General features: G+C 71.6%; 23 protein-coding genes. 11 read left to right on the forward strand and 12 right to left on the reverse strand.

The window, feature by feature from the left end:
• The gene (gene serB / locus BN39_RS18330; RefSeq protein ID WP_019203904.1) at nt 1-1,230 is read left to right on the forward strand and encodes a phosphoserine phosphatase SerB; all 1,230 of its coding nucleotides are present in this window, start codon (nt 1-3) and stop codon (nt 1,228-1,230) included.
• A 51-nt stretch (nt 1,231-1,281) separates the two neighbouring features.
• Here the strand turns inward: serB and glgX are convergent, their stop codons facing one another.
• A complete protein-coding gene (gene glgX, locus BN39_RS18335) occupies nt 1,282-3,423 on the reverse strand; it encodes a glycogen debranching protein GlgX (RefSeq protein ID WP_019203905.1) in 2,142 nt (713 codons plus the stop codon).
• A gap of 33 nt (nt 3,424-3,456) precedes the next feature.
• Here glgX and BN39_RS18340 point away from each other — a divergent pair, with 33 nt between their 5' ends.
• From BN39_RS18340 to BN39_RS18365, 6 genes are all read left to right on the forward strand, one after another.
• Complete coding sequence (locus tag BN39_RS18340) at nt 3,457-4,320, forward strand: ABC transporter ATP-binding protein (protein ID WP_051159089.1); 864 nt, start codon at nt 3,457-3,459, stop codon at nt 4,318-4,320.
• Nucleotides 4,317-4,940 (forward strand): NUDIX domain-containing protein, encoded by a 624-nt coding sequence (locus BN39_RS18345; RefSeq protein ID WP_019203907.1) that lies wholly within the window; start codon nt 4,317-4,319, stop codon nt 4,938-4,940. The genes BN39_RS18340 and BN39_RS18345 overlap by 4 nt, the downstream gene beginning before the upstream one ends.
• 30 nt (nt 4,941-4,970) lie before the next feature.
• A complete protein-coding gene (locus BN39_RS18350; protein ID WP_019203908.1) occupies nt 4,971-5,759 on the forward strand; it encodes an enoyl-CoA hydratase/isomerase family protein in 789 nt (262 codons plus the stop codon).
• 84 nt (nt 5,760-5,843) lie between these two features.
• Nucleotides 5,844-6,806 carry a class I SAM-dependent methyltransferase gene (locus tag BN39_RS18355; RefSeq protein WP_019203909.1) on the forward strand — a complete coding sequence of 321 codons (963 nt, stop codon included), beginning with the start codon at nt 5,844-5,846 and terminating at the stop codon, nt 6,804-6,806.
• Nucleotides 6,807-6,822: 16 nt separating this feature from the next.
• Complete coding sequence (locus BN39_RS18360) at nt 6,823-7,971, forward strand: hypothetical protein (protein WP_019203910.1); 1,149 nt, start codon at nt 6,823-6,825, stop codon at nt 7,969-7,971.
• A gap of 96 nt (nt 7,972-8,067) precedes the next feature.
• A complete protein-coding gene (locus tag BN39_RS18365; protein WP_051159079.1) occupies nt 8,068-9,228 on the forward strand; it encodes a pyridoxal phosphate-dependent aminotransferase in 1,161 nt (386 codons plus the stop codon).
• Nucleotides 9,229-9,231: 3 nt separating this feature from the next.
• Here BN39_RS18365 and map read toward each other — a convergent pair whose 3' ends face one another.
• The 6 genes from map to BN39_RS18395 all read right to left on the reverse strand — a co-directional run bounded on the left by map (nt 9,232) and on the right by BN39_RS18395 (nt 14,402).
• Nucleotides 9,232-9,999 carry a type I methionyl aminopeptidase gene (gene map / locus BN39_RS18370; protein ID WP_019203912.1) on the reverse strand — a complete coding sequence of 256 codons (768 nt, stop codon included), beginning with the start codon at nt 9,997-9,999 and terminating at the stop codon, nt 9,232-9,234.
• Between the two features lie 21 nt (nt 10,000-10,020).
• Nucleotides 10,021-10,287: a helix-turn-helix domain-containing protein gene (locus BN39_RS18375; protein WP_019203913.1), complete on the reverse strand. Its 267-nt coding sequence runs from the start codon at nt 10,285-10,287 to the stop codon at nt 10,021-10,023.
• A 17-nt stretch (nt 10,288-10,304) separates the two neighbouring features.
• Nucleotides 10,305-11,267 (reverse strand): acyl-CoA thioesterase, encoded by a 963-nt coding sequence (locus tag BN39_RS18380; RefSeq protein WP_019203914.1) that lies wholly within the window; start codon nt 11,265-11,267, stop codon nt 10,305-10,307.
• Nucleotides 11,268-11,410: 143 nt separating this feature from the next.
• The gene (locus BN39_RS18385) at nt 11,411-12,550 is read right to left on the reverse strand and encodes an RNA polymerase sigma factor (protein ID WP_019203915.1); all 1,140 of its coding nucleotides are present in this window, start codon (nt 12,548-12,550) and stop codon (nt 11,411-11,413) included.
• Nucleotides 12,551-12,582: 32 nt separating this feature from the next.
• Nucleotides 12,583-12,939: a YciI family protein gene (locus BN39_RS18390; RefSeq protein ID WP_019203916.1), complete on the reverse strand. Its 357-nt coding sequence runs from the start codon at nt 12,937-12,939 to the stop codon at nt 12,583-12,585.
• 71 nt (nt 12,940-13,010) lie between these two features.
• Entirely contained in the window at nt 13,011-14,402 is a 1,392-nt protein-coding gene (locus BN39_RS18395; protein WP_148281530.1) for a PQQ-binding-like beta-propeller repeat protein, read from the reverse strand.
• Between the two features lie 117 nt (nt 14,403-14,519).
• Between BN39_RS18395 and BN39_RS18400 the strand changes: the two genes are divergently transcribed.
• A complete protein-coding gene (locus BN39_RS18400) occupies nt 14,520-15,275 on the forward strand; it encodes an acyltransferase (RefSeq protein WP_019203918.1) in 756 nt (251 codons plus the stop codon).
• A 5-nt stretch (nt 15,276-15,280) separates the two neighbouring features.
• Here the strand turns inward: BN39_RS18400 and BN39_RS18405 are convergent, their stop codons facing one another.
• The 4 genes from BN39_RS18405 to BN39_RS18420 are packed head-to-tail and all read right to left on the reverse strand — an operon-like array spanning nt 15,281 to nt 19,474.
• Nucleotides 15,281-15,805 carry a GNAT family N-acetyltransferase gene (locus BN39_RS18405; protein WP_040768838.1) on the reverse strand — a complete coding sequence of 175 codons (525 nt, stop codon included), beginning with the start codon at nt 15,803-15,805 and terminating at the stop codon, nt 15,281-15,283.
• A 55-nt stretch (nt 15,806-15,860) separates the two neighbouring features.
• The gene (locus BN39_RS18410) at nt 15,861-17,192 is read right to left on the reverse strand and encodes a glycosyltransferase family 4 protein (protein WP_019203920.1); all 1,332 of its coding nucleotides are present in this window, start codon (nt 17,190-17,192) and stop codon (nt 15,861-15,863) included.
• A complete protein-coding gene (locus BN39_RS18415; protein ID WP_019203921.1) occupies nt 17,193-18,701 on the reverse strand; it encodes a glycoside hydrolase family 57 protein in 1,509 nt (502 codons plus the stop codon).
• Between the two features lie 26 nt (nt 18,702-18,727).
• The gene (locus BN39_RS18420; protein ID WP_019203922.1) at nt 18,728-19,474 is read right to left on the reverse strand and encodes a bifunctional 2-polyprenyl-6-hydroxyphenol methylase/3-demethylubiquinol 3-O-methyltransferase UbiG; all 747 of its coding nucleotides are present in this window, start codon (nt 19,472-19,474) and stop codon (nt 18,728-18,730) included.
• Between the two features lie 204 nt (nt 19,475-19,678).
• Between BN39_RS18420 and BN39_RS18425 the strand changes: the two genes are divergently transcribed.
• The 3 genes from BN39_RS18425 (at nt 19,679) to BN39_RS18435 (ending at nt 23,066) form a co-directional block, all read left to right on the forward strand.
• On the forward strand, nt 19,679-20,464 hold the full coding sequence (locus BN39_RS18425) for an electron transfer flavoprotein subunit beta/FixA family protein (protein WP_019203923.1): 786 nt from the start codon (nt 19,679-19,681) through the stop codon (nt 20,462-20,464).
• Between the two features lie 32 nt (nt 20,465-20,496).
• Nucleotides 20,497-21,453, forward strand: coding sequence for an electron transfer flavoprotein subunit alpha/FixB family protein (locus BN39_RS18430; RefSeq protein ID WP_019203924.1), 957 nt, complete (start codon nt 20,497-20,499; stop codon nt 21,451-21,453).
• Between the two features lie 155 nt (nt 21,454-21,608).
• Entirely contained in the window at nt 21,609-23,066 is a 1,458-nt protein-coding gene (locus tag BN39_RS18435) for a catalase (RefSeq protein WP_019203925.1), read from the forward strand.
• Between the two features lie 16 nt (nt 23,067-23,082).
• Here the strand turns inward: BN39_RS18435 and BN39_RS22420 are convergent, their stop codons facing one another.
• The gene (locus BN39_RS22420) at nt 23,083-23,427 is read right to left on the reverse strand and encodes a PAS domain-containing protein (protein WP_019203926.1); all 345 of its coding nucleotides are present in this window, start codon (nt 23,425-23,427) and stop codon (nt 23,083-23,085) included.
• Nucleotides 23,428-23,483 lie beyond the last annotated feature (56 nt).

Here is a 23,483-nt window from a genome sequence, read left to right on the forward strand (position 1 = left end):
GTGCGCGATGCGACCTCCGACCCCACGATCCTCATCACCGTCACCGGCGGCGACAAGCCCGGTGTCAGCTCCGTGCTGTTCGGGGTCCTGGCCCGCAGTGCCGTGAGCATCCTCGACGTGGAGCAGACCGTGATCCGCGGCAGGCTCACCCTCGGCGTCCTCGCCGCCGTCGACGGGGACCCCGAACACGTGCAGGAGACCGTCGAGCAGGCGATGGCCACAGTCGGGATGGACGTGGCCGTCGAGATCTCCGGGGAGCAGCCGGCGCGGCCGCCCGTGCCCACGCACGCCGTCGTCCTCATGGGCGCGCCCGTCTCCGCCCGCGCCCTGTCCGCCGTCGCCGCGACCCTCGCCGAATCGAACGTCAACATCGAGTCGATCGCGGGCATCGCCGACTACCCCGTGACGGCGCTGGAACTGCTCGTGACAGTCCCCGACGTTGCGGACGGCGACGCGCGCCTGCGCGCCGATCTGGCGACGGTCTCCACCGAACAGGGCGTCGACATCGCGACCTCGCGCGCCGGCATCGCGCGGCGGTCCAAGCGGCTCATCTGCTTCGACGTGGACTCCACCCTGGTGCAGGGCGAGGTGATCGAGATGCTCGCCGCCCGGGCGGGCAAGGAGGCGGAGGTCGCGGCCGTCACCGAGGCCGCGATGCGCGGCGAGCTCGACTTCGAGCAGTCCCTCCACGCGCGCGTCGAGAACCTCGCGGGGCTGCCCGCTTCGGTCATCGACGAGGTCGCGGGCGAACTGCAGCTGACGCCGGGCGCGCGGACCACCATCCGCACCCTCAAGCGTCTCGGGTTCCGCTGCGGCGTGGTCTCCGGTGGGTTCACCGCGGTGATCGAGCCGTTGGCGAAGGACCTGGACCTCGACTTCGTGCGCGCCAACACGCTGGAGATCGTCGACGAGAAGCTCACCGGCCGGGTGATCGGCGAGGTGATCGACCGCCCCGGTAAGGCCCGCGCGCTGCGCGAGTTCGCCGAGGCGGCAGGCGTGCCCGTCGAGCAGACCGTCGCCGTGGGCGACGGGGCCAACGACATCGACATGCTCTCCGCGGCCGGGCTCGGCGTCGCCTTCAACGCCAAGCCCGCCCTGCGGGAGGTCGCCGACACCGCGCTCTCGCACCCGTACCTCGACGCGGTGCTGTTCGTCCTCGGCGTGACCCGCGACGAGATCGAGGCCGCCGACGCCGTCGACGGCCAGGTCCGCCGCGTTCCCCTGGCCTGATCCCGGCGGCCCACCTGATCCGGCGCCCACAGGGCCGCGGCGCGCCGCCGCTCAGGGCTCCTGGAACACCAGCACCGCCGGCCCGATCACCGGCACCTCGGCGTGCGCGTCGAACAGCGACCGCCCCGACGGTTCCCCCGTCGGCTGCGACGTGTCGATGATCAACTCCCAGCCGTGCGAGCACGACGCGGGGGCGCCCAGGCGCACCGTCGTCTCGCCGCCCGAGTGCCAGACGATGAGCGCGTCCTTCTCGGGGACGGCGCGGTCGTGGCTGGGGGAGCGCACGTCGTCGCCGTCGACCCACGCCTGCAGCGTGCGCACTGCGGGATCCTGCCAGTGCTCCGGGGTCATCTCGGCACCGTCGGCGCCGAACCACGCGAGGTCGGGCTCCCCGTCGCGGGTGGCGCGGCCGTCGAAGAACTCCTGCTGCCGCAGCACCGGCGCCGCCCGGCGCGCGGCGGCGACCCGGGCGACGAACGCGATGAGCTCCTTGTCGGCATCGGCCCACTCGACCGCGTAGGCGTCGGCCGCCGGGGCGTCGACGGGCACGCAGTACGCGTTGTTGTTGCCGTACTGGGTGTGGCCGAGCTCGTCGCCGCCCAGCAGCATCGGCGTGCCGGTGGACAGCAGCAGCGTGGCGAGCAGCGCGCGCACGTGCCGGGCGCGGGCGGCCAGGATCGCGGGATCGGTGGTGCCGCCCTCGAATCCGTGATTCACCGAACGGTTGTTGTCGGTGCCGTCGCGGCCGTTCTCGCCGTTCGCCTCGTTGTGCTTGCGCTCGTAGCTCACCAGGTCCCGCGCGGTGAAGCCGTCATGGGCCGTGACGAAGTTGACGGACGAGAACGGGGTGCGCGAGAGCGTCCCGAACAGGTCCTGGCTGCCCGACACCCGCGACGCGAGGTCGCCCACGGTGCCGCCCCCGGCGAAGAAGGTGCGCACGGTGTCGCGGTAGCGGTCGTTCCACTCGGCCCAGGCGGGGCCGAAGCCGCCCACCTGATAGCCCTCGCCGGTGGCGTCCCACGGTTCGGCGATGAGCTTGCGGGTGGTGAGGACCGGGTCCGCGGTGATCGCGGAGAGCAGCGGGGCGAGCCGGTCGAACGGGATCACCGGGCCCTGGGGGCCGGTCGCGGTGCGGCCCCGGCCCAGGACGCTCGCGAGGTCGAACCGGAAGCCGTCGACGCCGAACGTCTCGCACCAGTAGCGGAGGCTGTCGAGTACCAGCCGCAGGGTGGCGGGGGAGGCGCAGTCGAGGGTGTTGCCGCAGCCCGTGTAGTCCAGGTCCTCGCCGTTCTCCAGCAGGTAGTAGCCGGGGGCGTCGAGGCCCCGCCACGACAGCGAGGGGCCCGCGACGGACTCCTCGGCGGTGTGGTTGTAGACCACGTCCATGAGCACCTCGAGGCCCGCGGAGTGCAGCGCCGAGACCATCGCGGCGAACTCCTCCACCTCGTCGCCCGGGCGACTGGCGAAGCGGGGGTCCGGCGCGAAGTAGGCGCCCGTGGAGTAGCCCCAGTGATTGCGCATCCCGCGGGCCCGCACGCCGGGCTCGGTGAGGCACGCCTGCACCGGCAGCAGTTCCACCGCGGTGACGCCGATCCGGCGCAGGTGCTCGAGAACGGCCGGCTGCGCCAGCCCGAGGTAGGTGCCGCGCAGCTCCTCCGGGACGTCGGGATGCCTGGCGGTGTAGGAGCCCACGTGGATCTCGCAGATCTGGGTCCGCTCCCAGGGCACGCCGGGGCCCGCCTCGGGGGGCGTCGGTGCGCCGGTGACCACGGAGAGCGGGATGTGCGGCAGGGAGTCCGTCTCCGACGGTGCGCCGTCCTCGCCGTAAGGCAGCAGGGACACGGAATCGCCCAGGGGACCGTCGATCCGGCGCGCGTACGGGTCGATGAGCGCCTTGTTCTCGTTGAACCGCAGGCCGTTCCCGGGATCCCAGGGTCCGCTCGCGCGCAGGCAGTACCGGGTGCCCTCGCCGATCCCGGCGACGAAGCCGTGGTGGACGCCGGCGGTCTGCGCGGGCAGCCGTAGTCGGCGTTCGGACCGGGTGCCGCCCTCGTCGGTGTCGACGAGGCACACCCACACGTCGGTGGCGTGCGGGGCGTGCACGGCGAAGTTCACTCCGCCGGGCTGCGGGACGGCGCCGAGGGGGTCGGGGGCGCCGGGGGACGGTCTGCTGTCGATGGACACGGTGACCATCCTGCCCGCATCCCGGGGGTGACGTGGGGCAGGATGGATGATGTGTCCGAACCCGTAGCGTCATCGTCCGCCGCCGCCCCCGATCAGGATCTCCTGATCGACTTCTCCGGCGTCCGTCTCGTCCGCGACGGTCGCACGCTGGTCGGTCCCGTCGACTGGCGGGTCGAGCTCGACGAGCGCTGGGTGGTGCTCGGCCCCAACGGCGCCGGGAAGACCTCCCTCATGCGGCTCGCCGCGGCGCAGGTGTTCCCCTCGGCGGGCGAGGCGCACATCCTGGGCGAGGTTCTCGGGAAGACGGTGGTGCAGGACCTCACGGCCCGGATCGGTGTCAGCACCGCCGCGCTCGCGGCCCGTATCCCCGAGGACGAGCTCGTCACCGACCTCGTGGTGTCCGCGGGCTACGCGGTGCTCGGGCGCTGGCGTGAGCGCTACGACGAGGTGGACATCAGCCGTGCGGTGGACGTGCTGGAGTCCATGGGCGCCGAGCACCTGGCGAACCGCCGCTTCGGCACCCTGTCCGAGGGGGAGCGCAAGCGCGTGCTCATCGCCCGCGCGCTCATGACCGACCCCGAGCTGATGCTGCTCGACGAGCCCGCGGCGGGTCTCGACCTGGGCGGCCGCGAGGAGCTCGTGGCCCGGCTCGACGTGTTGGCCCACGACCCGGACGCGCCGGCCACCGTGCTGGTGACCCACCACGTGGAGGAGATCCCGCCGGGCTTCACGCACGCGATGATGCTCAAGGAGGGGGCCGTGGTCACCCAGGGCCTCATCTCCGACGTGCTCACCGCCGAGGCGCTGTCGGAGACCTTCAGCCAGCGGATCCTGCTGGAGGAGGCCGACGGGCGGTACTTCGCGCGACGTGCCTCGCGGCCCGGGCGGCGGAGGCTGCAGGCGTGAGCGGCAACGGCGCGGAGCACGCGCGGGACCTGCCCGATGTACCCATCCGGCCCGCGGCCACCGTCGTGCTGCTGCGGACGGCACCGTCGGGCCTGGAGGTGTACCTGCTGCGCCGGGTGAGCGGCATGGAGTTCGCGCCGGACGTGACGGTGTTCCCGGGCGGCGGGATCGAGGACGTCGACGAGGGCGACCTCACGCGGACCGCGGCGCGCGAGACCCAGGAGGAGTGCGGCGTCCGCGTGCACCCCGACGATCTGGTTCCCCTGTCGCGGTGGATCACCCCTCCCGGCCGGCCCCGCAGGTACGACACGATGTTCTACCTCGCCGCGCTGCCCGAGGGGCAGGCCGCGGACCTGCGCACCACCGAGGCGGCGTCCGCGTACTGGTCGAGCCCGCGCGCGGCGATCGACGCGTGGCTCGCGCGCGAGCACAAGCTCATGGCGCCCACGTTCTCGAACCTCTTCCAGCTGCTGCCGTTCGACACCGTCGAGGACGCCCTCGGTTGGGCGGCTGAGGGGGCCGATCTGACGCCGCCCATGCCCGCGGCGGACGGATGGGACGGCGGGCAGCGGATCTTCCCCGGGTGGCGGGAGTACCTCGAAGGCCACATCACCGACTGAGGGCCGAAGCCACCGGGTAACGTCACGGGCATGACTGAATTCGTGACTCTGGAGACCACCGACGAGCACCCGGGCATCGGCACCATCCGCCTCAACCGGCCGCCGATGAACGCGATCAACTCGCAGGTCCAGGACGAATTGATCGCGGTCGCCGCGGAGGCCGACGGCCGCGACGACATCAAGGCCGTGGTGATCTACGGCGGCCCGAAGGTGTTCGCCGCCGGCGCGGACATCAAGGAGATGCAGGCCATGTCGTACACCGACATGAGCCAGGCGATCGCGCGCCTGCAGGGCGGCCTCTCGGCCATCGCCTCGATCAGCAAGCCGACCGTCGCCGCGGTCACCGGATACGCCCTCGGCGGCGGCCTCGAGGTGGCACTGGGCGCGGACCGCCGGGTCGTCGGCGACAACGCCAAGCTGGGCGTCCCGGAGATCCTGCTCGGCGTGATCCCGGGCGGCGGCGGCACCCAGCGCCTGGCCCGCCTGGTGGGCCCCGCGAAGGCCAAGGACATGGTGTTCACGGGCCGGTTCGTGGGCGCGGAGGAGGCGCTGCAGATCGGCCTGGTGGATCAGGTCGTGGCTCCCGATGACGTCTACGAGGCTGCGCTGACCTGGGCGAAGCAGTTCACCGGGGGTGCCTCGCAGGCGCTACGGGCGGCGAAGCTCGCCATCGACCAGGGCATCGAGGTGGACCTGGCCACCGGGCTCGCGATCGAGCGCCACCTGTTCGCCGGGCTGTTCGCCACCGAGGACCGGACGATCGGCATGGACTCGTTCGTGGAGAACGGTCCCGGTAAGGCGAAGTTCGTCGGGAAGTGACACCCTGGAGAACGTGTTCCACCACGAGGGTTTGCCGTGATCTGACCGGACGGTAACCTAGCGGGGACTTCAGGAAAGGCTTACATGACCGACCAGCAGCCGGCTCCCAACCCGCACGCCACGGCGGACGAGGTTGAGGCCGCATTCTCCGACACCAAGCTCGCGCAGGTCCTCTACCACGACTGGGAGGCCGAGACCTACGACGAGAAGTGGCACATCAGCTTCGACGAGCGGTGCATCGACTACGCCCGCGACCGGTTCGAGGCGGCGACGCACGGCGACAACGAGAAGCCGTACGGCCGGGCCCTGGAGCTGGGCTGCGGCACCGGCTTCTTCCTGCTGAACCTGATGTCGGCGGGCGTCGCCGAGACGGGTTCGGTGACGGACCTGTCGCCCGGCATGGTCAAGGTGGCGCTGCGCAACGGCGAGGCACTCGGCCACACCGTGGACGGCCGGGTCGCGGACGCCGAGACGATCCCCTACGAGGACGACACCTTCGACCTCGTCGTGGGACACGCGGTGCTGCACCACATCCCGGACGTCGAGCAGTCCATGCGCGAGGTGCTGCGCGTGCTCAAGCCGGGCGGTCGGTTCGTGTTCGCGGGCGAGCCCACCACGATCGGCGACTTCTACGCGCGCTGGCTGGGGCGCCTCACCTGGGCCGCCACCACCAACGTGACGAAGCTGCCGTTCCTGGCCGATTGGCGCCGCCCGCAGGCCGAGCTCGACGAGTCGTCGCGCGCCGCGGCCCTCGAGGCCGTCGTGGACATCCACACCTTCGATCCGGACGAGATGGAGGCCCTCGCCTCCCGCGCCGGCGCCGTGAACGTGGAGGCCTCCACCGACGAGTTCACCGCGGCATTCCTGGGGTGGCCCGTCCGCACCTTCGAGGCGGCCGTGCCGCCGGAGAAGCTGGGCTTCGGCTGGGCCGGGTTCGCGTTCGGCGGCTGGAAGAAGCTGTCGGCGCTCGACGAGAACGTGCTCAGCCGCATCGTGCCGCGCAAGTTCTTCTACAACCTCGCCATCACGGGCACCAAGCCCGAGTAGCGCCGGGAATCGCGGCGTGGACGGGGCCGATCTCGCCTACCTGCGCACGGCCGACGGCATCGCCGCCGTGGCCGCGGCGGATCGGCTGGCCCTGACCGAGTCGAGCCTGCTGTCGGACGTGTCGACGGTGCGCCGCGTCGCCGGCGCGCACGCCCCGGCCGTCATCGAGCAGGTGCGCGCACGGCGGCGCGCGGCGGGCAAGCTCGGCGACGTCTCCGGGTGGATGCTCACCGACGAGGCGGTCCAGCAGGCGACGCCGTCGGCGGTGGCGGAGCACCGCGCCCGCCGGCTCGCGTGGCTGTCGGTGCACGACGTCACGTGCTCCATCGGCTCGGAACTCAGTGCGCTGGTGCAGGTGTGCCCGCGTGTGGTGGGCAGCGACATCGATCCCGTGCGCGCGCAGATGGCGGCGCACAACGTGCCGCGGGCGCTGGTCTACGTGGCCGACGCCCTGACCCCCACGTCCAACGCGGATGTGGTGATCGCCGACCCGGCGCGCAGGTCGGGGGGACGGCGGATCGTGGATCCGGAGCAGATGTCGCCGCCGCTGTCCGCGCTGCGGGCCGCGTACGCGGGACGCTCGCTCGCGGTGAAGACCGCGCCCGGAATCGACTACGAGGGGCTGCGCCGGGCGGGGTTCTCGGGCGAGGTCGAGATCGTCTCCCTCGACGGCGGCGTGCGTGAGGCGTGCCTGTGGTCCGGTCCCGTCGCCGTTCCCGGCCTCACCCGCGCGACGGTGCTGCGCGGGCTGCGCAGCTTCGAGGTGGTCTCCACCGACCCGCACGACGTGGACCCGGATGCGCCCGGCAAGTTCCTCATCGAGCCCGACGGCGCCGTCATCCGAGCAGGGCTGGTGCGGCACTACGCGGGCCGGCACGGGCTGTGGCAGCTGGATCCGCACATCGCATACCTCACGGGCGACGCGGTGCCCGACGGGGAACGCGGCTTCGAGATCGTCGAGCAGATGAAGTTCTCCGAGAAGGCCCTGCGCGCGGAGCTGCGCGCCCGCGACGTGGGCAGCGTCGAGATCCTCACCCGCGGCGCGGGAGTGGACCCGGACGTGCTGCGCAAGCAGCTCAAACTGCAGGGATCGCAGCCGATGACGGTGGTGATCACCCGGATCGCCCGCGAGGTGGTCGCCTTCCTCACCCGCCCGACGCGGTGATCGCCTCCTGAAACCGCCCCTCCGCCGCATCAGGCGGCGCTATTCGCATCGTGACCGGGTTCGAGGCCGGTTTCGGACGGGCCCGGACGTGAAACGATGGACGGCATGCAGGAATCGCGCCGGTCGGATGTCGAGATGTTCCACGTCATGGACGTGCTGGCCGCGGCGGCACGGCGCCGCGAGACCCACGGCGACGTGATCTCCCTCGCCGCGGGCCAGCCGTCGGCGGGTGCCCCGACGCCGGTGCTCGAGGCGGCGCACGCCGCGCTCGACGCGGGCCCGCTGGGGTACACGGAGTCGCTGGGGATCACGCCGCTGCGGGAGGCGATCGCGGCGCACTACGGCCGGGCCTACGGCATCGACGTCCCCGTGGACGCGGTGGCGGTCACCACCGGGTCGTCGGGCGCGTTCACCCTGATCTTCCTGGCGGCCTTCGACATCGGCGACACCGTGGTCATGGCGCGGCCCGGGTATCCGGCGTACCGCAACACCCTCTCCGCTCTGGGATGCCGTGTCGTCGAGCTGGACTGCGGGCCGGAGACCCGGTACCAGCCGACCGTCGCGATGCTCGACGCGCTGCCGGAGCCGCCGAAGGGGCTCATCGTCGCCAGTCCGGCGAATCCGACCGGCACCATCCTCGCGCCGGAGGAGCTCGCGGGCCTGGCGCGGTGGTGCGAGGAGCACGGCACGCTGCTCATCTCCGACGAGATCTACCACGGCGTGAGCTACGGTCGCCCCACCGCGTGCGCCTGGGGCACCTCGCGGGAGCAGGTGGTGATGGGCTCGGTGTCGAAGTACTTCGCGATGACGGGCTGGCGGTTGGGGTGGATGCTGCTGCCGGAGTACCTGCGGCGGCCCGTCGAGCGGCTGACCGCCAACATGACGATCTGTGCGCCGGCCGTCTCCCAGTACGCGGCGGTCGCCGCGTTCACGGAGGAATCGCGGGCCGAGCTCGACGGGCACGTGGCCGGGTACGCGCGGAACCGGGAGATCGTGCTCGCGGGGCTGCGAGAGCTCGGCGTGGCCGAGGTCGCCCCGCCCGACGGTGCCTTCTACGCGTACGCCGACATCGGCCATCTCACCGGCGATTCGCTCGCCTGGTGCGCGCGGGTGCTCGACGAGACCGGCGTCGCGATCACCCCGGGCCTGGATTTCGATACGGCCCACGGCAATCGGTTCATCCGCCTCAGTTTCGCGGGGGCGACCGCGGAGATCGAGGAGGCGATCGACCGCCTACGCCCGGTGTTCGGCCGGTAGCCGCTACGCGGGCGCGGTGAGGATCAGCGGGCCGTCCTCGGTGATCGCGACGGTGTGCTCGCTGTGCGCGGCGCGCGAACCGTCGGCGGAGCGCAGGGTCCAGCCGTCGGGGTCGATCCTGATCTCGTCGGTGGTGGCGCAGAACCACGGCTCCAGCGCGAGCGTCATGCCGGTGCGCAGGAGCAGGCCCTTACGCGGCTTGCCGGTGTTCGGCACGTGCGGGTCCTCGTGCATGGTGCGGCCGATCCCGTGCCCGCCGAACTGCGTGTTCACCGGGTAGCCATAGCTTTTCGCGACGTCGCCGATCGCGGCGGAGACGGTGCCGAGTTTGTTGCCGGGCCGCATCTTGTCGATCGCGGCGTCGAGCGCGACGCGGGTGCATTCGATCAGGCGGGTGTCCTCCGGGCGCGGGTTGCCCACGCTGACGCTGCGCGCCGAATCGGCCGACCAGCCGTCGATCGTGACCGCGATGTCGGCCGTGAGCAGGTCGCCGTCGGCGAGCACGTAGTCGTGCGGAAGCCCGTGCAGGCAGGCGTCGTTCACGGCCAGGCAGGTGACGTTGCGGAAGGGGCCGCGGCCGAACGACGGTGCGTAGTCCCAATAGCAGGACACCGCGCCGCGGTCGGCGATCATCGTCCGCGCGCGATGCTCCAGGTCCATGAGGTTCACGCCGGGCTCGGCCATCGTGGTGACCGCGTCCAGCAGTTCGGCGACGAACGCGCCGGTGGTGCGCATCTTGTCGATCTCGCCGGGGGTCTTGAGCTCCATCATGGTATTAAAATACCACGGCGGTCAGCCGGTCCTCCCGAACGCCTGCGTCCCCGCGTACTCCGCGGCCAGCGCGTCGAGCGGCTCGTCCAGCGCCGCCGCCAGGGCGACGACGGTGCCGAACGCCGGCGTCGCCATGCGCCCGGTCTCGATCTTGCGCAGCGTCTCCGGGGAGATCCCCGCGGCCTGCGCCACGTCGTCCAACCGCCGGGCGCCGCGCACGGTCCGCAGACGCGCGCCGAGCCGTCGCCCGGCCGCGAGCTGTTCCGGGGTGAGCGGCTGGCGGACCATGCCGCGAGTCTAACCCGTCAGATCGCCACCATCCGGGTCGCCGCCGACGGGTCGCGCCGCCCGCGGATCGCGATCAGCTGCCGGGCGTGCAGGTCCAGCGCCACGTCGCCCTCGAGCCTCGGCGACCACGGGCGCACGGCGGTCGCGTCGCCCGCGCCGTCGATCGCCGCCAGCACGTGCAGCGAATGCGCCGCCGGCTGCGGCGTGCCCTCGTGCGGCCAGCAGGTGGCCAGGTGCACCGAGACGTGCATCGTCTGCCTGCCCGTGTGCAGCAGCCGCGCGGACACCTCGATCACCTGGCCGATCTGTACGGGCCGGTAGAACCGCACGCCGCCCACGTACACGGTCACGGCCTCGCCGCCGCTCCACGCGGCCGCGCAGAGGTAGGCGGCGTCGTCCATCCATCCCATGACCCGGCCGCCGTGGGCCTTGCCGCCCCAGTTGATGTCCGTGGGTGCCGCGAGGAACCGCGTGACCCGCCTCTCGGCCTCGGTGGGGGCCGCGTAATCGACGTCGGCCATCGCGGCCTCGATCCGGCGCCGGACCTCCGTGCGGGCCTCGGCCTCCTCGGCCGCGCGCACGTCGTCGGCGAGAACGGGCTGCCATTGCCGCACCGGGGTGGGCCGGCCGTGTTCGTCCACCGCGACGAACACCAGCAGGCAGGTGCTCGCGACGGTGAAGGTGCCGACGCGCGGGTCCGCGGAGGCGACCTCGCACCGGATGTGCATGCTGGTGCGCCCCGTGTAGACGAGGGTGGCGCGGACCTCCACGACGTCGCCCGAGGCGATGTCCCGGCCGAAGCCGATGTTCCCGACGTACGCGGTCACGGAGTAGCCGCCGGACCATGCCGCGGCGCACGCGTAGGCGGCCTTGTCGATCCACTCCAGGATGCGGCCGCCGCGGACGCCGCCGCCGAGGGTGGCGACGTCGGTCGGGGCGGCGAGGAAACGCAGTGTGATCCGGCGATCGGTGATGGGCATCGTGTTCGATCTCCTTGGTGAGGGCGAGATGATCGCACCATCCTGGAGGGGGCCGGGAACGCACACGAAGCCGGGGGAGCGGGGTGAGGTCTCGGATATCCGTGCGAAACACCGCAGGTCACATGGACGTAACGTCGCCGCGCTCAGCCGAGATCCGCGAGGCGCCGGGCGAGCAGGCGCCGTTCCGGTTCGGTCGCGGCGAGTCGGACGGCGAGGGTGTACGCGGCGCGCGCCTCGTCCGCGCGGCCCAGCCGCCGCAGCAGCTCCGCGCGGGTCGAGTGCCAGTACCGGTAGTCGTCGAGACCGAGCGAATCGACGAGTGCGAGCGCGTCGTCGACGCCGCCGCCCTCCGCGATGGCGACCGCGCGGTTGAGGGTGACGACCGGCGAGTCCGTGATCTCTTCGAGCGCGCCGTACAGGCGGGCGACCTGCACGTGATCGACGGTTTCCTCGGCCTGCAGCGACGCGATCGCCGCCTGCAACGTGTACGGGCCGGCGGGGCCGCGGAGGGCCACTGCGCGATCGAGTTCGGCCCGGCCACGGTCGATCTTCGCGTGATCGTGCAGCCGCCGGTCCTGCTCCTTGAGCGGGACCAGCTCACCACCCGCGATCCGGGCGTGACGGCGGGAATCGGTCAGCAGCAGCAGGGCCAGCAGCCCGCGCGCTTCGGCCTCGTCGGGCATCAACTCGACGAGGAGCGTCGCGAGGCGGATCGCCTCGTCGGCGAGCTCGTGCCGTTCGGTGTAACCCTCGGTGAAGATCAGGTAGAGCACGGCGAGCACCGCCGACAGGCGTTCCGGCAGCGCGGGGCCCGGCGGCACCGCGAACGGGATCGCCGCGACGCGGATCTTCTTCTTGGCCCGCGTGATCCGCCGCTTCATGGTCTCCTCCGAGACGAGGAAGCTCCGGGCGATCTCCGCGGTGGTGAGGCCACCGAGGCTGCGGAGCGTCAATGCGACCTGTGCTTCCGTGGCGAGGGCGGGGTGGCAACAGGTGAAGATCAGCTCGAGCCGCTCGTCCGGGATCGCGCCGTCGTCGAGGTCGATACCGTCCATCTGCGCGGCCTCCTGCGTGGCGCTCAGCACCCGGTACTTGTCCGCGCGCATCCGCTCGCGGCGAAGCCGGTCGATCGCCCGATGACGGGCGGTGGTCACCAGCCAGGCGACGGGCTCGCGAGGAATCCCGTCGCGGGGCCATTTCTCGGCGGCGAGCGCGAAGGCCTCCTGAGCGGCTTCCTCGGCGAGGTCGAAATCACCGAGGGAGCCGATCAGGGTCGCCAGCACGCGGCCCCAGTCGCGCCGGAAGACGTCCTCGATCAGAACGAGTCCTCGGCTTCGACGTCGACGAGCGGCCGGATCTCCACCGCTCCGCCCAGGCGGATGGCCGGGATCCGGTGGGTGAACTCGAGGGCGTCGTCCAGATCTTCGGCCTCGATCACGTAGTAGCCGCCGAGCACCTCCCGCGTATCGGCGAACGGCCCGTCGGTGACCAGCGAACCGCCCGGCGCATGCCGCACCGTCGTCGCCGTGTCGCCGTCCTGCAGATGCGCTCCGCCCAGGCAGCGCGGGTCGTCGCGCAACGCGAGGTACGCGGCGTTGACCGGCCCGTACTCCTCGGGGCTGAGCGCCTGGTGGCTTCCGGGCTTCGGGTGGATGAGCAGTGCGTACTTCATCGTTCCTCCTGGGTCGGATCTTCTCTCACTCGGAAGACGAACGGGAGGGGCTCAGCGGGACACGTCCCGCGCTAATTCTTGGCGACGCTGTCGCCGGTGCGGCGGCCGGAGGTGAACGCGAACACGTCACCGTCCTGGCCCACCGTCACCAGTTCGCCGTCCGGGCCGACGGAGACGCCCGAGGTGGACTTCACCGTGTCCGGCAGCGGGAAGGTGCGGAGGGTGGTCCCCGTGTCGGTGCGGAACTCGAGGAGCTGGGTCTCGACGCCCGCCCAGGAGCGCACCACGGCGTAGCCGACGCCGCCCTTGATCTGGGTGGCGGGGGAGACCATGGCCACGTCGGTGCGCTTGAACACCTCGCGGGCGCTGTCGCCCTGGTCCTGGAGCGCCAGGAAGGAGTTCCGCTGCAGGCCCGGCGCCGCCGGGATGATCACCCCGTCGGGCGACACCGACGGCGGCACGGTGGTGGCGTACCCGAGGTCGTGGGTCCACTTGGTGGCGCCGGTCTTCGCGTCCAGTGCGGCGAGCTTCTTCGAGCGCAGGTTGACGTAGACCGTGGAGCCGTCGGCCGAGAGCGCGGGCGAGCCGATCACCCCGTCGGCGATGTCCGTGCGCTCCCACGCGTACCGGAGGTCGTGCTTGCTGCCGCCGGTCTTGCTGTAGTCGACGGCCATCACCTTGGCGGGTCCGGCGCCCGGCCGGCCCGGCGCGCTCGCTCCGCCTCCGACGACGACGAACGCGCGCTGGTTCGTCACATCGACGGCGGGCGGGCCGGCGACGGGGCACCCGGGGCCGCCGAGGTCCGGCCCGCTGATCGCGGTCGCCGCGGCGGCGGTCCGGCAGTCGTCGAGGCCGGCGGCGTTGGCGTCCGCGGAGACCTTCGGGAGCAGGCCGATCGAGGCGCCGTTGGCGACCCCGTCGTGCGAGTCGACGATCACCATCTGCCCGAGGTGGGTGATACCGAGGACGCTGTTGTCGCCCACCAGCTTGAGCCAGAGCGGGGCGCCCGCTGTGGGGTAGCGCCAGCGCACCTGGTTGTCGGGGTTGAAGCTGTACATCCAGCCGGGGATGCCGAGGTAGGTGTAGTCGAACTGGTCGACCAGCGGCGCCTGCAGGTCGGCGCCCGGCGCGTCCCGGCGGCAGTAGGTCTTGCGGCCCACGGTGAGTTCGAGGTTGAACGTCGAACAGCCGGTCTCGGTGCGCGCCGTCACCGACACGATGCCGCGGTTGGAGATCGCGGGCTGCACCGTGTTGGCGCCGTGCAGGCCCCGGTTCCACGCCGGCACCAGCGTCTGCGCGGCGTCGGCGTCCGTGTACGAGGCATTGCGGGAATCGCCGTACATGCCGGGCCACGCCGCCGTGTCCTCGGCGTGCACCCAGGTGTTGTCGGCGGAGCAGGAGGCCACGGCGGCCGCGGTCAACACCGTCGCGCCCAGCATGAGGGCGCGCCTACCCAACCGCATGTCTCTCCTCATCCGTCCATGACGAACCCGCCCGAGTGGCCCGGGATCGCTCCACAGACTATCGCGGGGGGCGGTACGGGACCGCCGGGGCGCACCGCCCGGATAGGGTTACCTCTTATGACGAGCATGTGGAACGCCCCGTACCGGTCGCGGTGGCGTCACGCGCGGGCGGCCGATACCCAGGCGCGTTTCCTGACCCTCGCATCGCTGCGCTGGGTGCTGAAGAACAAGGCGTACACCCCCTGGTACCTGGTGCGGTACGCGCGTCTCGCCAAGTTCCGGATCGCGAACCCGCACGTCGTGCTCAAGGGCATGGTGTTCCTCGGTAAGAACGTCGAGATCCATGCGACACCGGGCCTCGGCCGGATGGAGATCGGCCGCTGGGTGCACATCGGCGATTCGAACAAGATCCGCTGCCACGAGGGCTCGCTGCGGATCGGCGACAAGTCGGTGTTCGGCCGGGACAACGTGGTGAACTGCTACCTGGACATCGAGTTCGGGCCCGCGTCGCTGGTGGCCGACTGGTGCTACATCTGCGACTTCGACCACAAGATGGACGACATCCACATCCCGATCAAGGACCAGGGGATCGTCAAGGGCCCGGTACGCATCGGCGGCGACACCTGGGTGGGGACCAAGGTCACCGTCACCCGCAATACCCTCATCGGCCACGGGAGCGTCCTCGGCGCCCACGCGGTGGTCCGCGGCGAGATCCCGCCCTACTCGATCGCCGTCGGCTCGCCCGCGAAGGTGGTCAAGAACCGCAAGGAGGCCTGGGAGGCGAACGTCGCCGAGCGGGCCGAGTTGGAGCGCGCCCTCGCTGACATCGAGCGGAAGAAGGCCGAGGCCCGCGGGCTTCCGGGGAACTCGTAGCGGGGCTACAGCTCGTAGAAGGGTGCGGGGTAACGGAATTCGCCCCGCAGCTCCGGCGTGTACGCGTCCAGCGGCCGGGCCATGAACGACGGGCCGGCCCACTCCGCCACATCGGGTGTGATGCCCAGCGAGGCGGCGGGGACGAACCCGAAGTGCGGGTAGTAGCCGACGTGCCCGAGCAGGACGACCACGCCCTCCCTGCGCGCCTCGGCGGCGCCGATCGCGGCGTGCATGAGCGCGGACCCGATGCGCAGGCCCTGCGCGTCCGCCCGCACGCCGAGCGGGCCCAGAGCCAGCGCGGGGAGGTTCCCGACGGTGCCGCGGGTCAGGCACACGTGCCCGACCACCTCGTCGTCGCGCTCGGCGACGAACGAGAGGTCCTCGATCCACGCCCCGCTGTCCCGCAGCGCCTGCACGAGCTCCACTTCGACGGGGTCGGTGCGGCCCGGCGGCGTCATCGGGGCGAAGGCGCTGCGGTGCACGTCCTCGACGGCCGCGGCGTCCTGCGGTGCCTCCTTGCGGATCAGCATGAAACCGACCGTGCCACAGCGTTCGCGATCGCGCACATGCCGCTGGTCAGGGCGGTCAGAGCGGGTTCGTCGGGTCCCGCTCGGGGAGCGGGCGCTCGTCGATCACGCGGCGGCCGAGCGGGTTGCGCGGCCGGCGCTTCGCGGCGAGGTACACCTGCACGGTCTCGTTCGCCACGGCCTCCCAGGTGAGCTCCTCGACCTCGGCGCGGGCGGCCCGCGCGCCGGAGTGCGCGGTCTCCGGGTCGTCGAGGACCCCGCGGATCGCGGCGGTGAGCGCGGGGACGTCGGCGGGCGGCACCGAGGCCCCGGTGTCGCCCGTTCGGATGAAGTCCGCGAGGCCGCCCGCCGTCGTCGCGACGACGGGGATGCCGGTCGCCCCGCCCTCCAGGGCCACGATGCCGAACGGCTCATAGCGGCTCGGGATCACCAGGGCGTCGGCCGAATGCAACTGCGCCACCAGCTCTTCGTGGTCGAGGGCGCCCGTGAATTCGACGGCCCGCAGCACGCGGTGCTCGCGCGCCACCTCCCGTAGCCACGAGGCCTGCGTCCCGTCGCCCGCCACCGTGAGCGTGGTCCCGGGATGGGTGCGCCGCACCCTGGCGAGCGCCGCGATGAGGTCCTGCACGCCCTTCTCGTACTCCAGCCTGCCCACGTAGAGCAGCCGGGGTGGGGCACCGTGCCGCGCGGCGAAACCGCCTGCGCCCGAGGAGGTCCGCGCGCGGTCGCGGTACGGCCACTGGGTGGCGTCGATGCCGTTGGCGATCACGTGCAACTGCGCGAGCCCGGGCCCGAACAGGCGGTTCACCTCGTCGGACATCGAGCGCGAGCACGTGATCACGGCATCGGCCTCGTTGGCCAGCCACCACTCGGTGGAATGCACCTGCCGGTTCACCGGGCCGGAGACCCACCCGCTGTGCCGCCCGGCCTCCGTCGCGTGGACGGTGGCGACGAGCGGCGCGTCGAAGGCCTCCGCGAGGCCCACCGCGGCGTGCGCGGCGAGCCAGTCGTGCGCGTGCACGACGTCGGGAACCCAGGGGCGGCCGACGTTCCCGGCGCCGTGCAGTGCGTCCTCGCCCGCGGTCGGGTTGAACCCCGCCAGGCGCAGTCCCGCGCGGAGCATCGCGTGCCCCATCGACAGCACCCACGGCATCATGTCGGTGCCGAAGTCGAGCGCGAGCGGATCCTCCGCCGCCATGATCACGCGGACGTCGTCGATCCGCTGGTCCGTCGTGGGGTTGCTGCGGGGGTCGGTCCCCGTCGGCTGACGGGACAACACGACCACGTCGTGGCCCAGGTCCCGCAGCTGCAGCGCGAGGTGGTGGACGTGGCGCCCGAGGCCGCCGACGACCACCGGCGGGTACTCCCAGGAGACGAGCAGGACGCGCATCTAGAAACCTCCCAGCGGGGCGGGCAGCCGGCGGGCGTCGAGGCCGGGGAACGGATCGTCCGCCTGCCGCCACGCGCAAGCCAGTGCGACGGCCCGGTTCTCGTCGCCGCGCTCGGCGGCCTCGGCGATCTCACGCAGGGCGTGAGCGTGCTTGTAGGCGCGGTCGCGGGCGTACTCGGCCGCGGTGTCCTTGGACACCATGAAGGGCCAGTCGGACTGCAGGCACAGCAGCGCTTCGGTGAGCACCTGATCGGCGACGACGTCGCGGGTGCGCACCTCCTGCTGCCGCTTGTCGAGCACGCGCAGCACGGTGGCGGTGATCTCCTCGTTGAGCTCGACGAACTCGCGGACCTGTGGGCCCTCCCAGACCCGCCAGTCCTTGCCGGAGCCCCAGGAGCTCGCGTCGATGGCCCGCGGTTCGCCCACGTAGCCGGCCGCCGTCGCCGAGCGCAGGGTGCCCACGTCGACGCCCGCCTCGGGCAGGGCGCGCAGCACCCTCTCGAGCCAGATCGGGCCCTCGTACCACCAGTGGCCGAACAGCTCGGTGTCGAAGGCCGCCACCACCAGTGCGTCCCGCCCGATCCGGTCGCTCTCGGAGCGGATGCGGCGCACCACGGTGTCCACGAAATCGGCGACGTGCTTGTCGATCGCGGCGTCGGCGCGCGCGGGGTCGTACGGGGCCTTGTCCTGTTCGGCGACGTTCTTCCCGGTCACTCGGCTGGGCTTGAGGCCGGTCGAGTGATCGTGGGCGTAGAAGTCGCGGTAGGCGGCGTGGCCCGGGTATCCGGACTTCGGGGACCACACGCGGTAGCTCACCGGGAGATCGCGGCCGTAGGCCAGCACCGTCGAATCCCCGACCGGCCGGGCGAGCGCGGTATCGCCGCCCAGGGTGGGCCCGTCGACCATGAAGTGCGTGACGCCCGCCGCCTGGTAGCCCTGTTCCATCCCCGGCCGGTACGCGCACTCGGGGGCCCAGATGCCGGTCCGCGCAGGCGATCCCAGCCGGGCGGTGCCGTAGGCCAGCCCTTCGCGCAGGGACAGCTCCCGGAGCCTGGGGTGCAGCAGCGGCTGGAACGGGTGCGCGAGCGGCCCGCCCAGGAGCTCGACGGTGCCGGCGTCCGCGAGCCGGCGCAGGATGGGCGTGCCGCCGTGCCGCCAGCGGGTCTCGAAGAGGTCGAGGGCGTGCGCCGCGTTCCGGTGCTCGCGGGCACCCAGCTCGGCGGACGCCGGTCGGCCGGACAGCGCCGCTTCGTGCGCGCGCAGCTGCCAGTTGCCGAGCCAGTGGTGCATGGCGTCGAGGCAGTAGGGATCGTCGAGCTGCGCCGCCAGAACCGGGGTGACGCCCAGCGTGAGCTGATCGGTGCGGCCCTCCGCTGCCAGGCGGTCCAGCATCTCGGCCACTCGCAGGTAGGACGCGGCCCAGGACTGGTACAGCCACTCCTCGCCCACGGGCCAGGCGCCGTGGTGGGCGAGCCAGGGGAGGTGCGAGTGCAGGACGAAGGCGATCATCCCGGGTTCGCGGTTCGACGGTGTGCTCACGCGTCCGGCTTCCGGGCGTAGAAGAAGAGGTCGAGGCTGTCCGGGGCGTCGGCGCGGAGATCGAAATCGGTTGCCGCGACGGCCGCCACGTCCCGGGAGAGGGCCTCGGGCCAGGGTTCGCCCGCGAGGGAGCGCTCGATCTGCGCGTCGATGAAGCTGCCGCCGTGCGTGCGGTCCAACTCCGCGAGCCGGGCGCCGTGGAAGACGCCCAGCTTCTCGGTGACCGCGAACCCGGCGTCCTCGAGCAGTTCGGTCAGCTCGTCCGAGTTCAGTTCTCGGGTGTGGAAGGGGTTGAGCGGGGTGTCCCGGCCGGGGGAGAACGTGATCCGGTTCGGGGTGGAGATCGCGAGCTCACCGCCGGGGCGCAGGACGCGCGCCACCTCCCGGAGGAACTGCGGCTGGTCCCAGAGGTGCTCGATGACCTGGAAGTTCACGACGGCGTCCATCGACGCGTCCTCGAGCGGGAGCTCGGCCAGATTGCCGTGCAGCATGGTCACGGCCGGGTAGGCGGCGCGCACGTGGGCGACCGCCGACTCGTCGTAGTCGAGGGCGGTGACGGCGGCGCCGCCCGCGGCGAGCATGGCGGCTCCGTAGCCCTCGCCGCTACCGGCCTCGAAGACGGCCCGGCCCGCGTACCGGTCGACGATCGCCAGGTACGCGATCTCGTGGCGGCGGAACCAGTAGTTCTCCTCGGGGATGCCGGGAACGGTCCGCTCGCCGGTCAGGGGCAGCGCGTCACACATTCTGTCGAGCGTAGCCTTCCTCGTCGGGTGGGCTAGGCCACATGGACAGTTACCGTCCAGTAACTTACTCTCATGTTAACAACGTCATGAGGCGGTGCTAAGTTCCTACGCATACCCTGCGCAGGGGCGCATCGGCACCGGCGTCACGGCAGTGTCAGAATGTGTTCCACCGACAACCCAGATCCAGGAGGTCGACGAAGACCAATGACGAACGTAGTCGTACTGATCAAGCAGGTCCCTGACACCTACTCCGAGCGCAAGCTCACGGACGGTGATTACACCCTCGATCGCGAGTCGGCCGACGCCGTCCTCGACGAGATCAACGAGCGTGCCGTCGAGCAGGCCCTCCAGATCAAGGAGGCCAACGGTGGTGAGGTGACCGTGCTGTCGCTCGGCCCCGCGAGCGCGACCGACGCGATCCGCAAGGCGCTCTCCATGGGTGCCGACAAGGCCGTTCACGTGCAGGATGACGCGGCCCACGGCTCCGATGCCATTCAGACCGCCTGGATCCTCGCTCGCGCGCTGGGCACCATCGAGGGCGTTGAGCTGGTCATCGCCGGCAACGAGGCCACCGACGGTCGTGTCGGCGCCGTGCCGGCCATCCTGGCCGAGTACCTGGGCCTGCCCCAGCTGACGCACCTGCGTTCGCTCACCGTCGAGGGCGAGAGCCTCAAGGGTGAGCGCGAGACCGACGAGGGCGTGTTCGAGGTCGAGGCCTCGCTGCCCGCGATCGTGTCCGTCAACGAGAAGATCAACGAGCCCCGCTTCCCCTCCTTCAAGGGCATCATGGCCGCGAAGAAGAAGGAAGTGAACGTGCTCAGCCTCGCCGAGATCGGCGTGGAGAACGACGAGGTGGGTGGCGCGAACGCCGGCAGCCAGGTCTCGGGTGTGACCCCGAAGCCGCCGAAGGCCGCGGGCGAGAAGGTCACCGACGAGGGCGACGGCGGCACCAAGGTGGCGCAGTTCCTCATCGGCCAGAAGATCGTCTAAGACCCCCTCGAGCAAAAGGAGAATTTCCGACCATGGCAGACGTACTCGTTCTCGTCGAGCAGGCTGAGGGCAAGATCAAGAAGGTCACGGCCGAGCTGCTGACCGCCGCCAAGGCGCTGGGTGAGCCCGCCGCCGTCGTCGTGGGCGCCCCGGGCACCACCGACGCGATCGCCGATCAGCTCAAGGACGCCGGCGCCGCGAAGATCTACCGCGCGGAGTCCGCCGACGCCGACAACTACCTCATCACCCCCAAGGTGGACGTGCTGGCCGCGCTGGCCGAGGCCAACGCCCCCGCCGCCGTGCTCACCGCCGCCACGTTCGAGGGCAAGGAGGTGTCGGGCCGCCTCGCCGCGCGCCTCGGCTCGGGCCTGCTCGCCGACGTGATCGAGGTCAAGCCCGCCGGCGCCGGCGTGCACTCGATCTTCGGTGGCGCCTTCACCGTCGACGCCCAGGCCGGCGGCGAGGTCCCGGTGTACTCGGTGCGCCCGGGTGCCGTCGAGGCCGACGGCCAGGCCGGCGCCGGCGAGGTCTCCGACGTCGAGGTCCCGGCCCAGGCCGAGAACGCCGTCAAGATCACCGCGAAGCACCCGATCACCGGCGGTAGCCGGCCGGAGCTCACCGAGGCGTCGATCGTCGTCTCCGGTGGCCGCGGCGTGGGCTCGGCCGAGAAGTTCTCGGTCGTTGAGGAGCTCGCCGACTCGCTCGGTGCCGCCGTCGGCGCCTCGCGTGCCGCGGTCGACTCGGGCTACTACCCGGGCCAGTTCCAGGTGGGCCAGACCGGCAAGACCGTGTCGCCGCAGCTGTACATCGCGCTCGGCATCTCCGGTGCGATCCAGCACCGCGCCGGCATGCAGACCTCGAAGACCATCGTGGCCGTCAACAAGGACGAAGAGGCCCCGATCTTCGAGATCGCCGACTACGGCATCGTGGGCGACCTGTTCGACGTCGCCCCGCAGCTCACCGAGGCCATCAAGGCGCACAAGGGCTGATCCCGCTTCACCTTTCGAGCCCCGTCCGGATCCGTTCCGGGCGGGGCTCGTTCTTGTTCGCTATGGTGGGAATCGGACCGCGTTTCCGCCCGTCGTTCAGCCCGTCGGGCGTGAACAGCCCTGGAAGACAGTCACATACGCGGAGGTGATCGGCCTTGTCCGAGAAAGCGAACTTCACCACATCCGATTCGGGCGCCCCGGCGGGCAGCGACGAGCATTCGCTGACGGTCGGCGACGCCGGGCCCATCGTGTTGCACGATCACTACCTGATCGAGCAGATGGCCCAGTTCAACCGCGAGCGCATCCCCGAGCGACAGCCGCACGCCAAGGGCAGCGGCGCGTTCGGGACCTTCGAGACCACCGCCGACGTCTCCGACGTCACCTGTGCGGCCGTGTTCGCCCCGGGGGCGAAAACCGAGATGATGGCGCGTTTCTCGACGGTGGCGGGGGAGCGCGGCAGCCCCGACACCTGGCGCGACCCCCGCGGATTCGCGCTGAAGTTCTACACCTCCGAGGGGGTGTACGACATGGTGGGCAACAACACCCCGGTGTTCTTCATCAAGGACCCGATGAAGTTCCAGCACTTCATCCGCTCGCAGAAACGCCGCGCGGACAACAACCTTCGCGATCACGATATGCAGTGGGATTTCTGGACGCTGTCGCCGGAGTCGGCGCACCAGGTCACCTGGCTCATGGGCGACCGCGGCATCCCGCGCACCTGGCGCCACATGAACGGGTACAGCTCGCACACGTACCTGTGGGTCAACGCCGATGGCGTCAAGCACTGGGTGAAGTACCATTTCATCTCCGACCAGGGCGTCGAGACCCTGACCCAGGACGAGGCCGACCGGCTCGCCGGCGCCGACGGCGACTTCCACACCCGCGACCTGTTCGATGCGATCGCACGGGGCGAGCACCCCAGCTGGACCCTCAAGGTGCAGCTGATGCCGTTCGCGGACGCGGAGGACTACCGGTTCAACCCGTTCGACCTCACCAAGGTGTGGCCGCACGCCGATTACCCGCTGCGCGAGGTGGGCCGGATGACGTTGCACACCAACCCCACCGACAATCACTCGCAGATCGAGCAGGCGGCGTTCGAGCCCAGCAACGTGGTTCCCGGCATCGGGTTCAGCCCGGACCGGATGCTCCTGGGGCGCGTGTTCGCCTACGCCGACGCGCACCGCGCCCGGCTCGGCGCCAACTACAAGCAGATCCCGGTGAACCGGCCGCGCAACGAGGTGCGCAGCTACTCCAAGGACGGGGCGATGCGGATCGACCCGGTGCGGGACCCGGTCTACGCGCCGAACTCGAAGGGCGGCCCGTCCGCGGACTACCCGGGGCAGCCGGAGCCGCAGTGGGCCGCCGACGGCGAGATCGTCCGAGCCGCCTACGTCGCGCACGTCGAGGACGACGACTGGACGCAGCCCGGCACCCTGGTGCGCGAGGTCATGGACGACGCGCAGCGGGACCGGCTGGTGTCCACCGTGTCCGGGCACCTCCTCGACGGCGTCACCGAGCCGGTTCTGGAGCGCGCATTCGACTACTGGCGCAACATCGACGCCGATATCGGCGACCGCATCGAGCGGGCGGTCCGCGAGGGGCGGGCGGGGTAGATCCGCCCGCCCGGCCTCAGCCGAACGGGCGGACCCCCGTGGTTCCACGGTGGTAGATCGCCATGGCGCCCAGAGCGGTGCCGCACCCGTCGCTGAGCACGAGGAGCCTTCCGGCGAATGTGCGGACGGTGCCGTCGGCGCAGGCGACGGGTAGGTCGGCTGCGAGGTCCTTGACCTGCGGGTGCGCCATCGCGCGGTGGAACCCGCGCCAGTGGGCGTCGCGCAGGTGCTCGGGCACCACGAGGTCCAGGCTGCTGCCGACCGCGTCGCGAGCGTGGTAGCCGAAGAGGTCCTCCGCCCCGGCGTTCCAGTGGGTGATAGTGCCCGTGGTGTCCGCGACGACGACGGCGTGCTCGGTCATGATGTCTCCTCCGCTGTTCCGGCGTGTCCGACGCTACCCAGCGCCGCGCCCCGTGG

Origin of the sequence: Tsukamurella sp. 1534, assembly GCF_000312385.1 — a bacterium.
Classification (GTDB): domain Bacteria; phylum Actinomycetota; class Actinomycetes; order Mycobacteriales; family Mycobacteriaceae; genus Tsukamurella.